The following is a 17,271-nucleotide window of genomic DNA, read 5'->3' on the forward strand; positions in this document are numbered from 1 at the left end:
GACGTTCTGACTACGTAGACAGAACCTGACTGCGTAGTCACAACGTCAAGAGGTGGAGGCTCCATGACCGTGGCGAAACCGGGCTCCGAGGACGGTCGGGCGCGCCGTCGTCCGGGGAGTACGGACGTCGCCCGGCTGGCCGGTGTCTCGCAGAAGACCGTGTCCCGGGTCGTCAACGGCGAGCCGTACGTCAAGGAGGAGGTCCGGCTCCGGGTTCAGGCCGCGATGCGGGAGCTCGGATACCGCCGCAACGACGCCGCGCGAGCGCTGAACTCCGGCCGCACCCAACGGATCGGCGTCGTCTGCCTCGGTACGGCGCTGTTCGGTCCGGCAACGCAGTTGGTGGCGATCGAACGCACCCTCCGCACCACCGGCTACTCGGTCAGCATCGTCAACACCCTCGAAGGCGACACCGTCGCCGACGCGATCGAGCACCTGCTGGTGCAGGGGGTGGACGGCATCATCTTGTCCGAACCGATCGACGAGGGCGGCGACGCCCGGCCGATCGACGTCGACATCCCGGTTCTCAGTTTCGGACGGCTCCCGGGTCTCACCGCGAAGCCGAGCCTGGACACCGGCGGCGACAACGTCGACGCCGGCCGGGCCGCGACCGAACATCTGCTCGGCCTCGGACACCGGACGGTCTGGCACGTCGCCGGCCCGCATCGCTGGTGGGCCGCCCGGGAACGGATGGCCGGCTGGCGACAGGCCCTCGCCGACGCCGGCGCCCCGGAACCACCCGTGCTGGAAGGTGATTGGCTCCCCGCTTCGGGCTACGCGGCCGGTCAGCAACTGGCAGCCGACGACGACGTCACCGCGATCTTCGTCGCCAACGACGACATGGCCATCGGTGTGCTGCGCGCGCTGACCGAGGCCGGCCGATCGGTCCCCGGCGACGTCAGCATCGTCGGATTCGACGACATCCCGACGGCGGCGTTCCTGACACCCCCACTGACCACCGTCCCGCAGGACTTCGACCTCCATGTCGCCCGCGGGATCGCCAACCTCGTCAAGGAGATCGAGTCGCCCACCGGCGACCGGTCTCCCGCGCCGGAGCGACCATCACTCCGGCTGGTCATCCGCCACTCCACTGCCGCTCCACCCGAGCGGCACCGCTGAACCGACACGTCTGCCCTGAGGGGCGGTCCGCACCGGCCGGCCGAGGCCGCGATCCCGGGTGAAGTTTGCTCAGATCCCAAGGAGTTGTTCCACGTGTTCCGTTTCCAACGCACATCCCTGCGGCGCCGAGTCGCGCTCGCCGCGGCGCTCGTCCTGAGCGGCAGTCTCGCCCTGGCCGCCTGCGGCGGTGGCGGTGACAGCTCCGGCGGTCAGCCCGCGGCGGCCAAGACCGTCAGCCAGGCCGACATCGACAAGGCCATGTCCACGCCTACCGACCTCACCTTCTGGACCTGGGTGCCGAACATCCAGAAGGAAGTCGACCTGTTCCAGAAGAAGTACCCCGCGATCAAGGTGAAGGTGGTCAACGCCGGGCAGGGCGGACCGCAGTACACCAAGCTGCGCACGGCTCTGAAAGCCAAGGCCGGCTTCCCGGACGCCGTTCAGATCGAGTTCCAGTACATCCCGACGTTCTCGCTCACCAAGAGCCTGATGGACCTGCGCCCGTACGGCGCCGAGGCGCTGAAGGACAAGTTCGTCGGGTGGACCTGGCAGCAGGTGGTCGGCTCCAACGGCGAGGTCTGGGCGGTCCCGCAGGACAGCGGACCGATGGGGATGCTCTACCGCAAGGACATCTTCGACAAGTACGGCATCGCCGTACCCAAGACGTGGGACGAGTTCGCCGCGGCGGCCCGCAAGTTGCACGCCGCGGATCCCAAGGTCTACCTGACGAACCTCGCGCAGAGCCAGGCCGGCGTGTGGTTCGGCCTGCTCTGGCAGGCCGGCGTGAAGCCGTTCGAGAACACCGGTGCCGACTCGGTCAAGGTCGATCTGAACGGTGCGGAATCCAAGAAGGTCGCCGACTACTGGAGCGGACTGATCAAGGACGGCTCGGTCTCGACCGACGCCGACTTCAACGACCAGTGGTACCAGGCGCTGAACCGCGGCAAGTACGCCACCTGGATCACCGCGGCGTGGGGCCCGGTCTTCCTCGAAGGCAGTGCGAAGGCGACCAGCGGCAAGTGGCGCGCGGCGCCGCTCCCGCAATGGGAGGCGGGCAAGAACGTCTCCGGCAACTGGGGCGGCTCCACGACCGCGGTGGTGCAGGGGACGAAGAACCCGATCGCGGCGGCGAAGCTGGCCGAGTTCATCAACACCGATCCCGAGTCGACGAAGATGTTCGCGACCCAGCAGTTCCTCTTCCCGGTGACGAAGTCCCTGTTGGCCGACACCTCGTTCGTCGACCGCCCGCTGCCCTTCTACGGTGGCCAGACGGTGAACAAGCTGTTCGCGGGGATCAGCGACACCGTGGACACGAAGTTCCAGTGGCCGCCGTTCCTGGACCAGGCCTACAGCGACTGGGGCGAGACCGTCGGTAAGTCGTTCGCGAACAAGAGCGATACCAGCACCGCCCTCGACCAGTGGCAGGACCGGACCACGAAGTACGCGAAGAACCAGGGCTTCAAGGTCGAGCAATGAGCGTCAACACGACCGATCGGCTCGGCGCGCGGGCGCCGAGCCGGGCCGAGGTACGCCGGCGGGCGCGCGGCGTGAGCCACGCCCGCACGGGCTACCTCTTCGTCGCGCCGTTCATGCTGGTCTTCCTGGGCCTGCTGGTGTTGCCGCTCGCGTACGCGGCGTACCTGAGCCTGTTCCAGGAGCGGCTGATCGGCGGCACGGTGTTCGCCGGGCTCGGCAACTACACCCGGGCGCTCACGGATCCGCGGTTGCTGCACGGAGTCGGCCGGGTCGGGCTGTTCTTCCTGATCCAGGTGCCGATCATGCTCGCGATCGCGTTGTTCGCGGCGCTGGCCATCGACAGCGGGCTGCTCCGGGTGGCGAAGGGCTTCCGGCTCGGCATCTTCCTGCCGTACGCCGTCCCAGCCGTGGTCGCCACCTTGATGTGGGGCTACCTCTACGGCCAGGACTTCGGTCTGTTCGCCCAACTGGCAGACAAGCTGAGCCTGTCGCCACCGAAGTTCCTCAGCAGCGATTGGATGCTCGGCTCCATCGCGAACATCGTCACCTGGGAGTTCACCGGCTACAACATGATCATCCTGTACGCCGCTCTGCGGGCCGTACCGCACGACCTGTACGAGGCCGCCGCGGTGGACGGCGCCGGGGCGATCCGGACGGCGTGGAGCATCAAGATCCCGGCGCTCCGGCCGGCCCTGCTGGTCTGCCTGATCTTCTCGGTCATCGGCAGCTTCCAGCTGTTCAGCGAGCCACAGCTGATGCAGCGGCTCGCGCCCAGCGTCATCGACGGCGGCTACACACCGAACCTCTACGGGTACACCCTGGCCTTCACGGGTCAGGAGGTGAACTACGCCGCGACGGTCTCGTTCCTGCTCGGCGCCGTCATCGTCGTCGTGTCGTACGCCGTTCTGTTCGTCACGACCCGAAGGAGCCGGTCATGAGGGCACGACACAGCAACATGCTGACCATCTGCATGGTGGCGTTGCTGATCTACTTCCTGCTGCCGTTGTTCTGGTTGTTCGTGGCCTCGACCAAGACGGTGGGCAACCTGTTCTCGAGCTTCGGCCTGTGGTTCGCCGACGACTTCTCGCTGTGGTCCAACATCCGCGCCACCGTGACGAACGGCGACTGGGTGTTTTCCCGCTGGATGGCCAACACCGTCTTCTACTCGGTGGTCAGCGCGGGCGGGGCGGCGTTCCTGTGTGCGCTCGCCGGGTACGGCTTCGCCAAGTACCGGTTCCGGGGGAACGCCGCGATGTCCGGGCTCGTGCTCGGTGCGATCATGGTGCCGACCACGGCCCTCGCGATCCCGACGTACCTGCTGTTCAGCAAGGCCGGGCTGGTGAACACGCCGTGGGCGATCATCCTGCCGTCACTGGTCAGCCCGTTCGGCCTGTTCCTGATGCGCATCTATGCCCAGGACGCGGTTCCGGACGGGATCATCGAGGCCGCGCGGATCGACGGGGCGGGTGAGTTCCGCATCTTCTTCCAGGTCGCGGCCCGGATGCTTGCCCCGGGCATCGTCACGGTGGTGCTGTTCACGCTGGTCGCGACCTGGAACAACTACTTCCTGCCGCTCATCATGCTCAACAACCCCGACCTGTACCCGGTCACGGTGGGGCTCGCGCAGTGGTCGTCTCAGGCCGGTGCCGGCGGCGGGACGACCGGTGCAGTGCTGTCCCTGGTGATCACCGGTTCGTTCCTGTCGGTGATCCCGCTGATCGCCGCGTTCCTGCTGCTGCAGCGGTACTGGCAGTCGGGGCTGGCCTCCGGCGGCATCAAAGCCTGATTCCCTTCTAAATTTGGAGAAACTACTGTGCACGAACGTGTGCTTTTCGGAGCTGCGTACTACCACGAATATCAACCGAACGACCGGCTCGAGCTCGATCTCGACCTGATGGCCGAGGCGCGGTTCTCGGTGATCCGCGTGGGCGAGTCGGTGTGGTCGACATGGGAGCCGGAGAACGGGCGGTTCGACCTGGACTGGCTGCAGCCTGTTCTCGACGGCGCGCATTCCCGCGGTATCGCGGTGCTGCTCGGCACCCCGACGTACGCCGTCCCGCCGTGGCTGGCCCGCCTGTACCCGGAGATCACCGGGGAGCGTAAGACGGGTCAGCGGATCGGGTGGGGCGCGCGGCAGGAGGTGGACTTCACTCACCCCGGCTTCCGCTTCCACGCCGAGCGGGTGATCCGCAAGATCGTGGAACGGTACGCCGATCACCCGGCGGTCATCGGCTATCAGGTCGACAACGAGCCGGGCAACGAGTTGCTGCACAATCACGGCGTGTTCCAGCGGTTCGTGGACAGCCTGCGGCACAAGTACGGTGACGTGCAGACGCTGAACGACGAGTGGGGTCTCGTCTACTGGTCGCACCGGCTGTCGGACTGGGCCGACCTGTGGACGCCGGACGGCAACGTGCAGCCGCAGTACGACGTCGCGTGGCGGCAGTTCCAGGCGGACCAGACGACCGAGTTCATCGGCTGGCAGGCCGACATCGTCCGCGAGTACGCTCGTCCGGACCAGTTTGTGACCACCTGCATCGCCTACGACCGCCCTGCCGTCGCCGACGACGAGCTGGTACGACGCCTCGACCTGACGGCGGGGAACCCGTACTACTCCATGCAGGACGGACTGCAGCACCCGCACGCCGGGTCGGCCAGCCAGGGCTGGACCACCAACGGCACCTGGGCGCTCTATCTCAGCGCGGACCGGATGTACTCGTCCAAGCAGAGCCCCTTCCTCGTCACCGAGACCAACGCCCAGGCGATCGGCGCCCCGTGGCAGAACCGCCCGGCGTACGACGGCCAGTGGCGGCAGGCCGCGTGGGCGCTCGTGTCACGTGGCGCCAAGATGATCGAGTACTGGCACTGGCACACGCTGCACTTCGGCACGGAGACGTACTGGGGCGGAGTCCTCCCCCACAGCGGGCAGCCGGGCCGCATGTACCGGGAGGTCACGCAACTCGGTGCCGAGTTCGAGGCCGCCGGCTCACTCGTCGCCGACCTCACTCCGGACAGCGACGTGACGATGCTCTACTCGACGCCGAGCAAGTGGCTGATGCAGAAGTACCCGGCGCTCGCGCACGCGGACGGCAGCCCGGACGAGCGTTCGTACCACGGGTTCTTCGATGCCTTCTATCGTGGGGCTTTCGACGCCGGTCTGCAGGTCCGCATCCTGCACACGAGCCAGTTCACCGGCTCGGTGCAGGACGCCCCGGTTCTCGTCGTACCGGCGCTCTACCTGGCCGACACCGAACTGCTGGACCAACTGGTCGCGTACGCCGAGGCTGGTGGGCACCTGGTCGTCGGACCGCGCACCGGGTATGCCGATCACGAGGCACGCGCGCGCACGGACGTACAGCCGGCCAAGCTCGCCGCCGCAGCCGGCGTCTGGTACGACGAGTTCAGCAACGTCAGCGTGGACGTACCAGTACGCGGCACCGGTCTGGAACTGGGCACCGGCGCTGCAGGGAGCCGCTGGATCGATGGGCTCACCGTCGACGGCGCCGACGTACTGGTGGGTTACGACGACCCGCATTTCGGGCGGTGGCCGGCGATCACCTCGCGGGCACACGGCTCCGGCCGGATCACGTACGTCGGCACCGTGCCGAACCCGGCCTTGTCCGCGGCGCTGTTCCGGTGGATCAAACCCGCGGCCTGGACCGATCTGCCGGCCGGGGTGACCGTCACCTCCGCGACCAGTGCGGATGGCCGGCGGATCCGGTTCGTCCACAACTGGTCGTGGGACAGCGTCGACCTCAAGCTGCCCGGGCCGGCTCACGACGTACTCGCGAACCAGCCGACCAACGGCGAGCTGGACCTCGGCCCCTGGGACGTGCGGGTACTGGTCGAGCCGGATCAGTAACCGTTGCCGTTGTCGTAGCCGCCGTCGGACGACGACGGGGCCTGGGCGGGCGCCGCGGCTGAGGTGGTCGCGGCGTGCCAGGTGAAATTGACGCCGGAGAACGCGTCGGCGAGGTTGTTGCCCTTGGCCTCGCCGGCGGCGGTGTCGAGTTTGAACGTGTAGAGCGGCTTGCCCTGGAAGGTGAGCTGCTCCGCGCCGGTGTCGGAGCGTTTGATCGTGGCCAAACCCTTCACAGCCTGCGCGTCGCCGGTCGCGGGCATCCAGAAGCTCAGGCAGTTGCCGGTGCACTTGATCGTGCCGCCGGCTTCCTGGTCGGCGAAGTACAGCGTCTTCCCGGAGGCGTCGACCAGCGTCTGACCGACACCGCTGACGTCCTTCACCGAGACGGCGGCCGCCGCGGGGCCGCCACCACCGGAAGGTTGCGCGTCGGCACCGCAGGCGGTGAGCGCGCCGAGCGCCGCCACCGTTGCTCCTAGCAACAAGATTGTGGTTTTCATCGAGATCTCCTCTCCCCCACAGATACGCGAGATCCGGCCCGGCGGTTCAGTTGAACCTTTCACCGCCGTACCGCGTATTCCCTGGGTGTGGATGACGACACGGTGATCCGCGCGCTGTACGACAAGTACCGGCGGCCGCTGTTCGGGTATGTCCTGCGCTCCGTGGGCGACCGGCAGTACGCCGAGGACATCGTGCAGGAGACGATGACGCGCGCCTGGACGCATGCGGCCGACCTGGACCCGGACCGGGCCGGGCGCTGGCTGTTCACGGTCGCCCGCAACCTGGTGATCTCCGGGCGCCGCAGGCAGACCGCGCGGGCGACGGAGGTGCCGATCGAGGACCGCGAGTTCCCGGCGCTCGGCGACGACATCGATCGTGTGCTGCAGGTCTGGCAGGTGATCGACGTACTGCGGGGACTCAGTAAGGACCACCGGCAGGTGATCGTCGAACTGTTCTACCGCCGGCTCACCGTCAACGAGGCGGCCGCTGTCCTCGGTGTACCGCCGGGAACGGTGAAGTCGCGCAGCTACTACGCACTGCACGCGTTGCGCGCCGCGCTGGAGGAACGAGGAGTGACTGGCTCATGACGTGCCCGGAGACGATGTCGATCGGGGCCTTTGTGCTCGGTGCGCTGGAGGCGACCGAGCGTCTCGCGGTCGAGGAGCACCTCGTGACCTGTACGGCGTGCCGCGAGACGTTGCTGCAGTTCGCGCATCTGCCTGGGCTGCTGCACGCCGTACCGGTTGAGGACATCGAAGCGGAGCAGCCGGAGCCCGCACCGCTTCAGCTGAGCAAGACGAGGCGGCCGCGGTGGGTGCTGGCCGCCGCAGCAGCGGCAGCGATGGCTGGTGTCGCCGGCTGGGGACTGCTGTCCGCGCCGGCGTCAGCAACGTGGACGGCGACGGACGGGGTTGGCGGTCTCGACACGACGGCCAAGCTGGTCAGCCGTGGCTGGGGCACGGACATCCAGCTCCGCCTGACCGACCTGAAGCCGTACGAGCACTGCATGCTCGTCGTCCACGGCCGCGACGGAACCGTAGAGACAGCCGGCTGGTGGGCTGCTAACGGCAGCTACCACGCACAGGTTCCCGCGAGTACGTCGATCCCGCTCCGCGACATCGACCACCTCGAAGTGGTCGACGCAGGGGACACCGTACTGAGCACGGTGTCCCCCACGACGCGCTGACTCACCAACTGTTGTTGGAGATTCCCGTGCCCAGGTAGACCTGGTCGTAGGTGTTTCCGTCGTTGTCGTCGGTGTAGGCGACCGCTACTTCGGCGAACGGCGACACCGCGACCGTCATCTGCTCCTGCCTACCTGTGGCCACGGAGCTCAGCCGCTGCGCCGACAACCGACCTGTGTCGGTGCCGTCGGTGCCGAAGCCACGTACCCACACGTCCGGATCAGCGCCGGCCACTGTCCAGCCCACGACCGTCTGCGACTGGTCGTCGATACCAATCGACGGTGCCACACCAGCAGCCGCGACCTGTACGTCGGCGTACCGAGCAGTGCCCGCAGTGTTGAACGCACGCGTCGCCACAGCGCCGGCCGACTCCCAGGCGACCGCGAAATCGCCGTTGAAGTTGGCTGCCGCAGCTGGATGCGTCTGCTGACCTGTGGTGTTCGAGTTGGCGACCCGGCGCGACAGCGTGGCTGCACCGTTCGTGCGGCCCAGCCGGATCAGTCCGATGTTGTAGTCGCCGTTGGCGTCGCCGTCCTCGTCCCACACGACGACCGCGTCACCTGACGCCGACACGGCCACATCCGGGTTGTGGTGCTGACCGGTGGTCTGCGAGGCGGTCACCTCCCAGGCGCGTGTGGTCGGTCCGGTGAAGCCGGCCGCCTTCACTGTTGCCGGCGTACCGGTCTGGATGTCTTCCCACGCCACGGTGAATGCGACTGCAGCACCGGACGGTGCGCCGTCCGGGTCGACAGCGACTCGCGGGTTGATCTGCTGGCCGGTGGAGCTGCTGTTGGAGTTGCCGGACGCTGTGACGGTACCGGCGGTGTTCACGACGCGGTACGGGATGTTGTAGTACCCGTTGCCGTCCGGGTCGTCCTGCCACACCACGACGGCGTTGCCCTTGTCGTCCAGGCCGACGTCCGGGTGCAGGTGCCGCCAGTTCGTCACACCGCTACTTCCGCCCGCGGACAGCTTCGTCTCGTACACCGCAGTGCCGTTGCGGAAGAGCCGCAGGTAGATCTCGCTGTGCACGTTGTCGGTCGCGTTGTCGGTGTCGCGGTCGTCCTCCCACGCCACCGCGACGTACCCGTTGCGGTTGATCGCAACGGAGGCTGCATCCTGATCGCCGGTGGAGACACTGTTCGCCGCCACCCAGGTGGGAGCAGCAATGTGCGCCTCGGCGGTGGTCGCGGTGAGGGTCAGCACCGTCGCCGCAATCGCTGTAACAGCAAGCGTCTTCTTCATCGTCACACCGCCTGCAGTCCGGGTTGACCCTCTTGGATGACGAACGATTTCGCCGTACTCACGGCGGCGCCGTGCTCCGAAACCTTCGCGACAGCACGGAAATCGGCCCGCAGCTGGGTCGGGCTGATCGTCGTCCGGACGTAGCCGCGACGGTTCTGGTAGAACCGCAGCCACGGATTCTCCGCGAGGTTCGGGATCGTGGTTGCCCCGTCGCCGTCGCCACTCGAGGTGACCGAGCTCGTCACCAACTCGGACCCGATGACCGCCGAGTTCGCGTTGCTGTAGTCGGCTTTCAGATCGCTGGCCCACGCGCGATGGACGTCACCGGTCAGGACGACCGGGTTGCGGGTTCCGCGGTCGATCCAGCCCTGCTGGATGCGGGCCCGCGAGGCGCGGTAGCCGTCCCACGAGTCCATGCTCCCCGCACCGGCCGAGTCGAACCGGCGAGCGAAGAACACCTGCTGTCCAAGGATGTCCCACGTGCCGTAGTGCTGGTTGAGACCGTCGAGCAGCCAGGTCTCCTGGGTGTTGCCCGGCAGACTGCGGCTGGCGAGGTCAGCGTCGGAGCACACCTTCCAGCCGTCGCCACAGGCCTGGTCGTTGCGGTACTGCCGTGTGTCGAGCATGTGGAACGTCGCGAGACTCCCCCACCGCAGCCGGCGGTAGAGCGGGATCGAGTTGCCGCTGTTCGCCTGGGCGGGCCGCAGCGGCATGTTCTCGTAGTACGCCTGGTACGCCGCAGTCCGGCGAGCGGTCCACTGCGCTGTCGTCAGAGACGGCGTACTGTCCGCTCGCACCATGTTGGCGTAGTTGTTCTCCACCTCGTGGTCGTCCGGTACGACGAGCCACGGCGCGACCGCATGCGCTGCCTGCAGGTCGGGGTCCGACTTGTACTGCGCGTACCGGCGACGGTAGTCCGCGAGCGACACGATCTCGCTCGCACCCGCGTGCAGGCGAGGCCTTCCGGTGGTGGCGCCGTACTCGTAGATGTAGTCACCCAGGAAGAGGATGAGGCCCGGGTTCTCCTCGGCCATGCGCCGGTAGACCGTGTAGTAGCCCTCCTCGTAATGCGCACAGGAGGTGAAGGCCATCACCAGGTCTCGCCCGTTGGTGCCCACAGCCGGAGCGGTCCGGGTGCGGCCGACGGGTGACAGGTGGCCCTGCGCGCGGAAGCGGTAGAAGTAGTCCGCGTCCGGGCTGAGGCCGCCTGCGATGACATGCACCGAGTGGGCGGAGGCGTACTTCGCGGTCACCGTGCCGGACGCGACCAGCGTGCTGAAGGTGTCGGTGGTCGACACCTGCCAGTCAACGGCGACATCGGCGTTCGCCATGCCGCCTTGGCCGTCGCCATTCAGCGGCGAAGGTGCCAGACGGGTCCAGAGCACGACGCTGTTGGCGTCGGGCTCACCGGACGCGATGCCGAGCTGGAACGGGTACGGGACGGCGGCGGTGGCGGTGATCACGGACGACTGGGCGGCAGCCGGGAGGGCGCCGGCCCCAGCTGCGGCGAGTCCGCCGAGAACAAGGGTCCTGCGACTGATTGGGCTCATGAGGCCTCACCTTCACGGGTACTCAGGGCGGTAGGCCCCCGGATCGGTCGAACTGCGGGTGACCATTCGGGAACCTTGAGTGTGTGCGGTGCTCCGTGCCCATGATTGCGCAGAATTGGTAAATTTCCTACAGCAGAACGAGCAGCAGCAGTACGGCGGCCGGAACGCCCTCCAGCAACGTGTTCAACCAGAGTCGCCGCTCCGTTGCGAGCAGGACGAGCGCCAGGAAGATGTGCTGCGCTGCGGTGAAAGCGACCAGCGCCTCACCCTGCGGCACATGCCCGGTCCGGGCGAGGACGACGCCGAGCGCCAGCGCGACAGCGGTCGTGAAGTTGTAGAACCCGAGGTTCACGATCCACAACCTGACCGCGTCGAAGTCCCGGCGCTCCAGCAGGAACAGCGGATACAGCCGCGGATGGCGGTAGAAGAACGACTCCATCAGCCAGACCCACGCCAGCATGACCGCGATGGCGATCGCGAGGATCTGCGCCGCCGTCCTCATGACGCAGCCCCCAGGCTGACGCCGTGCCGGCTCGTGATCTCACCCAGCGCGGCGTAGTCGGCCGGATCGGCGCCGGCCAGGTCCGCGAAGAACGCGCCCATCCGCCCGGTCTGACTGACAGCGAGGAACTTCGCCGACGGCGTCAGCACCGAGAACGTGTTCACGGTGCCGGCCGGGATGCTGATCGAGGCGCCAGGTCCGAGGTCGTAGCCCTGGTCCCCTGCCTGGACGAGGATCCGTCCCTGCAGGACGTAGAACGCCTTGCTCCACGACTCGCTGTGCGGCGGCGAGGCGTCGGCGCGCGGCGCGTCGATCTCGAACAGCTCGTACTGCCCGCCGGTGTGCTCGGCGCCGATCTTGACCGTCACGGTCGCGTCCGGGGCGGCGTATTCGACACCGCTGCCCGCATTGCTCAGATGCACTGTTTCGTTCATGACTGCGACGGTAGGAAGCGGCGTACGGCGGAGGTATCCCGTGCGGCTGTGCTCGTCGCAGCCACCCGAATCCCCACATTTCGGGGATAGGCGGCCGGGGTACGTCGGCGCATACTGAGCGCATGTGGGAGGGGCGGGCGCGGGCCGCGCGCCGGGACATCGCGGCACTGGCGACCTCGGGGATGGGCGTCGCGGAACTGCACGCGGCCGCGATCGAGGTGGTCGAACAGGTCGTCGGCAGCGAGCTCACCTGCTGGGCCGGCATGGACCCGGGCACGCTGGTGATCAGCTCGATGACGAGCGGCGCGGCCCGCATCCCAGCCGAGTACGAGCCGCGGCTGGCGGAGACGGAGTACGCCGGAACCGTGCCGAACTCGTTCGCCGAACTGGCCCGCACGTCACACCAGGTCGCACGCTTGTCGGACCTGCCGTACCGCGAGGTGGTCGGACACCGACGGCTGAACGAGGTGTGGCGGCCGCTCGGGATCGAGCACGAGGTCCGGACGACGTTCGTCGTCGACGGGGACTGTTGGGGCGCGGCCGGGTTCGTCCGCAGCGGTCCCGACTTCAGTGACCGGGAGGTGGAGTTCCTCGGGTCGGTGGCGCCGATCATCGGCGCTGCGACGCGGGTCGCCGTACGGACGGACGCACACGGGTACCGCGGAGGGGTCGGCCCGTCGATCGTCGTCACCGGACCGACCGGCGCGCCGCGGGCGATCACCGCAGCCGCCCAGATCTGGCAGGACGAGCTGGACGACATCGCGCCGGGACGCTTCGACGTACTGCTCCGGGCCGTCGTCACGGGCACCCGAGCCTCCGGCACCTTCCAGGCGCGGGTGCAGACCGCCGCCGGCGAGTGGGTGCTGATGCAGGGCAGCCGGCTGCTGGGTGACAGCGAGGACGAGGTGGTGGTGACGATCGAGCCTGCCTCGGGTCAGCACCTGGTCGGCATGCTGCTCGCGGCGTACGGCCTGACCACGCGCGAGCGGGAGATCTGTCTGGAGATCATCTCCGGGCACACCACCGGCGCGATCGCCGACCGGTTGTCGATCTCGCCGCACACGATCCAGGACCACCTGAAGTCGGCGTTCGCCAAGGTCGGCGTCCGGAGCCGTGGCGAACTGGTGGCGACGCTCAGGCCGGGATGAGCTGCTTGCGATACGTCCCCGGCGGTACGCCGAAGTCGCGCTTGAACGCCTTTGCGAACGCGAACTCCGACGTGTAGCCGATCTCCTTCGCCACCGTGGCGATCGGGCGATCACAGTCCCGCAGCAGCCGCGCCGCGGTCGTCATCCGCCAACGGGACAGGTATGTCAGCGGCGGCTCCCCGACCGCCTCTGTGAACCGCCGCGCGAAGGCAGCCCGCGACAACCCGACCTCGGAGGCCAGGTCGGCGACCGTCCACGCGGCGCCCGGCCGCTCGTGGAGGAGCTCCAGCGACTGCACGACCGCGGGATCGGTCAGCGCCCGCGACCAGCCCCGATCCGCCGGGCAGTCGCTGTCCTCGAACCAGGCCCGCAAGATCAGCACGAGAAGCGCATCCACCAGCGCCGGCACGACCGCGGCCGCGCCGGGCCGCTGCGCGTCGAGCTCCTCGCCCAGGATGCTGATGGCCGTATGCAACGACCGGTGGCGGCCGGGGTTCGCCGGTACGACGACCACGTCGGGCAGCCTGCTCAGCACCGGGTGCGGGCGCTCCCGGTCCAGCCGGTAGGTGCCGCACAGCAGCAACGACCGCGCGCCCTGACCCTGCGGCGGCTCCTCGACCGACGGGTCGAAGTCGACCAGCGGCGAATCGGGATGGTCCGCGATCGCATGCTCGACGCCGCGCGGCAGCAGGACCGCGTCACCCGGGCCGAGCGGGATCGGGTCGCCGTCCGGCGGCAGCAACCACGCAGTACCTTGCAGGACAAGGTGGAAGGTGGCGCCGAACGAGTGCACGAAGCGCAGTCCCCACGGCCCCCGGACGTCGGTGCGCCCGGACGTGGCCGGGCCGGTCCTCATCGCGGCGACGACATCGGCAAGCACATCCATACCTGGCATCATACGCGCACCAATCAAGACGATCGGATATAAAGCTGCGCTCAATGGACATAGATCCGCTCGCCACAGCGGCCTACTGTCGGTGACAGAACCCAACGACTAGGAGTATCAATGAGCATCGTCGTCACCGCCGCCACCGGGCACCTGGGCACGCTCGTCATCGACGAGCTGCTGCAGCGGGTCCCCGCCGATGAGGTCGTCGCGGTCGTACGCAACGCCGCGAAGGCGGCCCCGATCGCGGACCGCGGCGTCGAGGTCCGGGTCGCCGACTACAACGACCCGGACGCGCTCGCGAAGGCCTTCGGCGCTGATGACACAGTGCTGCTGATCTCGGGCCTCGACCCGAACCGCCTCGAACAGCACCAGGCCGTCATCACGGCCGCCATGAACGCCGGGGTCGCGCGGATCGCGTACACCAGCGTGCTCGGCGGACCTGACGCGGACTTCGAGCTGGCCGCCGACCACATCGCCACCGAGCAGGCGATCCTCGATTCCGGGCTGCCGTACACGTTCCTGCGCAACGGCTGGTACAGCGAGGTCTACACGGACCAGATCGCCGTACAGCTGGTGAACGGGGTCGTCGGGAGCGCGGGTGACGGGCGGATCGCGTCGGCCGCGCGGCGGGACTACGCGGCGGCGGCTGCCGTCGTACTGACCGGCGAAGGGCACGAGAAGAAGGCGTACGAGCTGAACGGCGACACGACCTGGACACTGACCGACTACGCCGCCGAGCTGTCGAAGCAGTCCGGTCAGAACGTTGCCTACAACAACCTCTCCCCCGAGGATCTCACCCAGGTGCTGACAGCTGCCGGAATCCCGGCGCCGTTCGTCCCCGTCCTCGTCGGCGTCGACGACGCCATCAAGCGCGGCCTGCTGGCCGGCCGCGGATCCGACCTTTCCCGCCTCATCGGCCGCCCCACCACCCCGATCGCGGACACGATCGCCGCCGCTTTGAACGCCTAAGGAGCCGCGACGAGCTGGTTGTGCTGCTCGCCCAGGCCATCCGCCCAGACCCGTAGTACGTCGCCCGCGCGTAGGTACCGGGGTGGTTTCTGTCCCGCACCTACGCCGGCCGGCGTGCCGGTGCTGATCACGTCGCCCGGGTAGAGCGTCATGAACTGCGAGATGTAGTGCACCAGGTGCGCGACGCCGAAGATCATCTCGGCCGTCGAACTGTCCTGCAGCGCCTCGCCGTTCACGTCCAGCCCGAGCTTGATCGCCTGCGGATCCGGCACCTCGTCCGCGGTCAGGATCCACGGGCCGAGCGGGCAGAACGTCGCCGAGTTCTTGCCCTTGTCCCACTGCCCGCCGCGCTCGAGCTGGAAGTGCCGCTCGGACACGTCGTTCACCAGCACATACCCGGCGACATGCTCCATCGCCGCTGCCTCGTCGGCGAGGTACGACGCCGTACGCCCGATCACCACGCCCAGCTCGACCTCCCAGTCGGTCTTCTCGCCGCCGCGCGGAATCACCACGTCGTCATGCGCGCCGACCACGGTGTCCGGCGCCTTCATGAAAAGGATCGGCTCGGCCGGCGCCTGCTGCCCGCCCTCGGCCGCGTGGTCGGCGTAGTTCAGTCCGACGCACACGACCTTCCCGGGGCTGAGCGGTGCGGCCAGTCGCGCCGCCTCGAACTCCACCGCCGGGCCGGTGGCCGCGGCGGCCCGTTCACGCCAACGGTCCGGGTCGAACGCCTCCGACGTACCAGGCAACGTCGCCACCCGGCCGTCGTCGGCGAGTACGGCGTCGCGCAGTCCGTCGTCGGTGTGGATCCGGAGCAGTCTCACTTGTTCCTCCAACCAGAGTTCTTCGCCCAGTTCAGGTACGCGATACCCAAGGCGTGCGAGCCTTGCACAGGCACGAGTTGTACGGCGTCGTACACGCGCAATGACTGCTGATAGACCAGCAGATCCTGCTCGGCGTACGCACCCCAGCGGGCACACTGCACCGCATTCGCCGGCACCGCGACGCCCGTCCCGTCGACCCGGTACCAGACCTCGGTCGCGGACCGGATCAGCTTCTGTGTGAACGTCTTCGTGAAACGCTGGATGTCCGTGGCGGGTCCGCCCACGATCCCCGCGTCGTACGCCGCATGCACGAACTCGGTGCTGATCGCGGCGTGGCTCAGGTCCTCGATCTGCTTAGAGGCCGGGTACGACGGCGTGTACTCCGAGATCCCTGCGGTCTTCGTGTACCCGGCGTACAGCTGGCTGTACGGCGGCCAATAGGTCCAGACGTAGGCGTCGCCAACGAGTCGCAGCGCGGGCTCGTACGCCTTCAACATCTGCAGGACCCGGGTCCGGTAGCGCGGCTGCCTGGTCACGCGGAACAGCTCGACCAGCACCTGGCCGATGCCCTGGCTCTGGTTGTACGGCTGGATGGTCCCGTCGAACGGGATCGGCGCGCCCTTCGGCCACACGTAGTCACCCGTGCCGTCCGCACGCGACACCCACTCCGGGTCATGGAACGCGACCGCCGCGGTCGCCGCATCCAGAACCTCCCTCGCGAACTCCTGCCGCTCGCCGCGCCGGAGCTTCGGCGACTGCAGCACCATCCGGGCGTAGCGGGCCAACGGGAACGTGATCATGCCGGTGTGCACAGCGAAGACGTAGTACTGCGACTTGAACGCGATCGTGGTCGCCGCCGGTGCGGGCGCGGCCGCGGGAGCCGTCCGCAGATCGACGGCGGTCCAGCGCAGCGATGCGTTGTAGGCGTTGTTGACCGCTGTCACGACGTACGTCGGTGACGCCGGATCGAGGCTGACGGCGGGCAGCGTGACGACGGTGGTCGTGGCGGGGTTGCGGAGCACGAGGTCGAAGGTGCCGTCGGCAACGTTCAGCACCTCGGCGGTCGACTCGGCCGATCTGATCCCGGCCCAGCGGAGCTGAATCGCCGGAGCGCCGGTGGCGTCGGGGAGCACGCCGTGGCCGGCGGTGTAGTTGCCGGCTGTGCGCCAGACCTTTCCGGCCCGGCCGGTGTAATCCTCGACGCGCCTGGCGTGGTCGGTGGTTTTCATCAGGTGCCTGGCGCGGTCCTCGAACGTGCGCAGGTAGCGCTCGTCCTGGTAGGCCTCGTACATCCGCAGCAGGCCCAGCAGGAAGTAGGACTCACCCCAGGCGTACAGACCGGCCTCGTTGTCCTGGGCGTTGGACGCGAGATAGCCGGCCTGCGCTGCGTCGAACGCGGCCGGAGAGTCGTAGACGAGTGGATCGGCTGTGGGTGCTGACAGAGCCGACAGAGCCGGGAGACCGGCCCAGGCTGCGACCCCGCCGGCGGCGGTGGTGAGTAGGAGCGTGCGGCGGCTGAGCTCAGGGTGCATCGGTGCCTCACAAGAATTGGGGGTGGGCGGGGGTTGGGC

The 17,271-nt window shown here is 68.2% G+C and carries 17 protein-coding genes; 9 read left to right on the plus strand and 8 right to left on the minus strand.

Annotated features, from left to right (window positions below):
* The first annotated feature begins 63 nt into the window (after positions 1 to 63).
* The 5 genes from EV647_RS07965 to EV647_RS07985 all read left to right on the plus strand — a co-directional run bounded on the left by EV647_RS07965 (position 64) and on the right by EV647_RS07985 (position 6,457).
* Complete coding sequence (locus EV647_RS07965) at positions 64 to 1,119, plus strand: LacI family DNA-binding transcriptional regulator (RefSeq protein WP_134000528.1); 1,056 nt, start codon at positions 64 to 66, stop codon at positions 1,117 to 1,119.
* A gap of 93 nt (positions 1,120 to 1,212) precedes the next feature.
* A complete protein-coding gene (locus EV647_RS07970; protein ID WP_202876071.1) occupies positions 1,213 to 2,595 on the plus strand; it encodes an ABC transporter substrate-binding protein in 1,383 nt (460 codons plus the stop codon).
* Positions 2,592 to 3,533, plus strand: coding sequence for a carbohydrate ABC transporter permease (locus EV647_RS07975; RefSeq protein WP_134000530.1), 942 nt, complete (start codon positions 2,592 to 2,594; stop codon positions 3,531 to 3,533). Before EV647_RS07970 ends, EV647_RS07975 begins: the two co-directional genes overlap by 4 nt.
* A complete protein-coding gene (locus tag EV647_RS07980) occupies positions 3,530 to 4,381 on the plus strand; it encodes a carbohydrate ABC transporter permease (protein WP_202876072.1) in 852 nt (283 codons plus the stop codon). The genes EV647_RS07975 and EV647_RS07980 overlap by 4 nt, the downstream gene beginning before the upstream one ends.
* A gap of 39 nt (positions 4,382 to 4,420) precedes the next feature.
* On the plus strand, positions 4,421 to 6,457 hold the full coding sequence (locus EV647_RS07985) for a beta-galactosidase (protein WP_134000532.1): 2,037 nt from the start codon (positions 4,421 to 4,423) through the stop codon (positions 6,455 to 6,457).
* Here EV647_RS07985 and EV647_RS07990 read toward each other — a convergent pair.
* Positions 6,451 to 6,954: a hypothetical protein gene (locus EV647_RS07990; RefSeq protein ID WP_134000535.1), complete on the minus strand. Its 504-nt coding sequence runs from the start codon at positions 6,952 to 6,954 to the stop codon at positions 6,451 to 6,453. The genes EV647_RS07985 and EV647_RS07990 overlap by 7 nt on opposite strands.
* A gap of 87 nt (positions 6,955 to 7,041) precedes the next feature.
* Between EV647_RS07990 and EV647_RS07995 the strand changes: the two genes are divergently transcribed.
* Positions 7,042 to 7,542 (plus strand): sigma-70 family RNA polymerase sigma factor, encoded by a 501-nt coding sequence (locus tag EV647_RS07995; protein ID WP_134000537.1) that lies wholly within the window; start codon positions 7,042 to 7,044, stop codon positions 7,540 to 7,542.
* On the plus strand, positions 7,539 to 8,141 hold the full coding sequence (locus EV647_RS08000; RefSeq protein ID WP_134000539.1) for an anti-sigma factor: 603 nt from the start codon (positions 7,539 to 7,541) through the stop codon (positions 8,139 to 8,141). The genes EV647_RS07995 and EV647_RS08000 overlap by 4 nt, the downstream gene beginning before the upstream one ends.
* Position 8,142: 1 nt before the next feature.
* On the opposite strand, the gene EV647_RS08005 is transcribed toward EV647_RS08000, so the two are convergent.
* The 4 genes from EV647_RS08005 to EV647_RS08020 all read right to left on the minus strand — a co-directional run bounded on the left by EV647_RS08005 (position 8,143) and on the right by EV647_RS08020 (position 11,870).
* On the minus strand, positions 8,143 to 9,384 hold the full coding sequence (locus EV647_RS08005; RefSeq protein ID WP_134000541.1) for a hypothetical protein: 1,242 nt from the start codon (positions 9,382 to 9,384) through the stop codon (positions 8,143 to 8,145).
* A gap of 2 nt (positions 9,385 to 9,386) precedes the next feature.
* Positions 9,387 to 10,934 (minus strand): alkaline phosphatase, encoded by a 1,548-nt coding sequence (locus tag EV647_RS08010; RefSeq protein ID WP_134000543.1) that lies wholly within the window; start codon positions 10,932 to 10,934, stop codon positions 9,387 to 9,389.
* Between the two features lie 127 nt (positions 10,935 to 11,061).
* Positions 11,062 to 11,436, minus strand: a complete 375-nt coding sequence (locus tag EV647_RS08015; protein WP_134000545.1) for a DUF1304 family protein — start codon at positions 11,434 to 11,436, stop codon at positions 11,062 to 11,064.
* Positions 11,433 to 11,870 (minus strand): cupin domain-containing protein, encoded by a 438-nt coding sequence (locus EV647_RS08020; RefSeq protein ID WP_134000547.1) that lies wholly within the window; start codon positions 11,868 to 11,870, stop codon positions 11,433 to 11,435. The genes EV647_RS08015 and EV647_RS08020 overlap by 4 nt, the downstream gene beginning before the upstream one ends.
* A 122-nt stretch (positions 11,871 to 11,992) precedes the next feature.
* On the opposite strand from EV647_RS08020, the gene EV647_RS08025 reads away from it, so the two are divergent.
* Positions 11,993 to 13,018, plus strand: a complete 1,026-nt coding sequence (locus EV647_RS08025; protein WP_134000549.1) for a helix-turn-helix transcriptional regulator — start codon at positions 11,993 to 11,995, stop codon at positions 13,016 to 13,018.
* On the opposite strand, the gene EV647_RS08030 is transcribed toward EV647_RS08025, so the two are convergent.
* A complete protein-coding gene (locus tag EV647_RS08030) occupies positions 13,005 to 13,904 on the minus strand; it encodes an AraC family transcriptional regulator (RefSeq protein WP_134000551.1) in 900 nt (299 codons plus the stop codon). The genes EV647_RS08025 and EV647_RS08030 overlap by 14 nt on opposite strands.
* 120 nt (positions 13,905 to 14,024) lie before the next feature.
* Between EV647_RS08030 and EV647_RS08035 the strand changes: the two genes are divergently transcribed.
* A complete protein-coding gene (locus tag EV647_RS08035) occupies positions 14,025 to 14,876 on the plus strand; it encodes an SDR family oxidoreductase (protein WP_134000553.1) in 852 nt (283 codons plus the stop codon).
* Here the strand turns inward: EV647_RS08035 and EV647_RS08040 are convergent.
* The gene (locus EV647_RS08040; protein WP_134000555.1) at positions 14,873 to 15,700 is read right to left on the minus strand and encodes a fumarylacetoacetate hydrolase family protein; all 828 of its coding nucleotides are present in this window, start codon (positions 15,698 to 15,700) and stop codon (positions 14,873 to 14,875) included. The genes EV647_RS08035 and EV647_RS08040 overlap by 4 nt on opposite strands.
* Complete coding sequence (locus EV647_RS08045) at positions 15,697 to 17,232, minus strand: hypothetical protein (protein WP_134000557.1); 1,536 nt, start codon at positions 17,230 to 17,232, stop codon at positions 15,697 to 15,699. Before EV647_RS08045 ends, EV647_RS08040 begins: the two co-directional genes overlap by 4 nt.
* Positions 17,233 to 17,271: the final 39 nt, after the last annotated feature.

It is taken from the genome of Kribbella sp. VKM Ac-2566, from assembly GCF_004366005.1.
GTDB lineage: Bacteria > Actinomycetota > Actinomycetes > Propionibacteriales > Kribbellaceae > Kribbella > Kribbella pratensis.

What these genes read in the sequence shown, in the direction of transcription:
- EV647_RS07990 (WP_134000535.1), bottom strand. Translation starts at nt 6,954, where the DNA reads ATGAAAACCACAATCTTGTTGCTAGGAGCAACGGTGGCGGCGCTCGGC.
- EV647_RS08035 (WP_134000553.1), top strand. Translation starts at nt 14,025, where the DNA reads ATGAGCATCGTCGTCACCGCCGCCACCGGGCACCTGGGCACGCTCGTC.
- EV647_RS08015 (WP_134000545.1), bottom strand. Translation starts at nt 11,436, where the DNA reads ATGAGGACGGCGGCGCAGATCCTCGCGATCGCCATCGCGGTCATGCTG.
- EV647_RS08045 (WP_134000557.1), bottom strand. Translation starts at nt 17,232, where the DNA reads ATGCACCCTGAGCTCAGCCGCCGCACGCTCCTACTCACCACCGCCGCC.
- EV647_RS07980 (WP_202876072.1), top strand. Translation starts at nt 3,530, where the DNA reads ATGAGGGCACGACACAGCAACATGCTGACCATCTGCATGGTGGCGTTG.
- EV647_RS08010 (WP_134000543.1), bottom strand. Translation starts at nt 10,934, where the DNA reads ATGAGCCCAATCAGTCGCAGGACCCTTGTTCTCGGCGGACTCGCCGCA.
- EV647_RS07965 (WP_134000528.1), top strand. Translation starts at nt 64, where the DNA reads ATGACCGTGGCGAAACCGGGCTCCGAGGACGGTCGGGCGCGCCGTCGT.
- EV647_RS07975 (WP_134000530.1), top strand. Translation starts at nt 2,592, where the DNA reads ATGAGCGTCAACACGACCGATCGGCTCGGCGCGCGGGCGCCGAGCCGG.
- EV647_RS08000 (WP_134000539.1), top strand. Translation starts at nt 7,539, where the DNA reads ATGACGTGCCCGGAGACGATGTCGATCGGGGCCTTTGTGCTCGGTGCG.
- EV647_RS08030 (WP_134000551.1), bottom strand. Translation starts at nt 13,904, where the DNA reads ATGGATGTGCTTGCCGATGTCGTCGCCGCGATGAGGACCGGCCCGGCC.
- EV647_RS08025 (WP_134000549.1), top strand. Translation starts at nt 11,993, where the DNA reads ATGTGGGAGGGGCGGGCGCGGGCCGCGCGCCGGGACATCGCGGCACTG.
- EV647_RS08005 (WP_134000541.1), bottom strand. Translation starts at nt 9,384, where the DNA reads ATGAAGAAGACGCTTGCTGTTACAGCGATTGCGGCGACGGTGCTGACC.
- EV647_RS08020 (WP_134000547.1), bottom strand. Translation starts at nt 11,870, where the DNA reads ATGAACGAAACAGTGCATCTGAGCAATGCGGGCAGCGGTGTCGAATAC.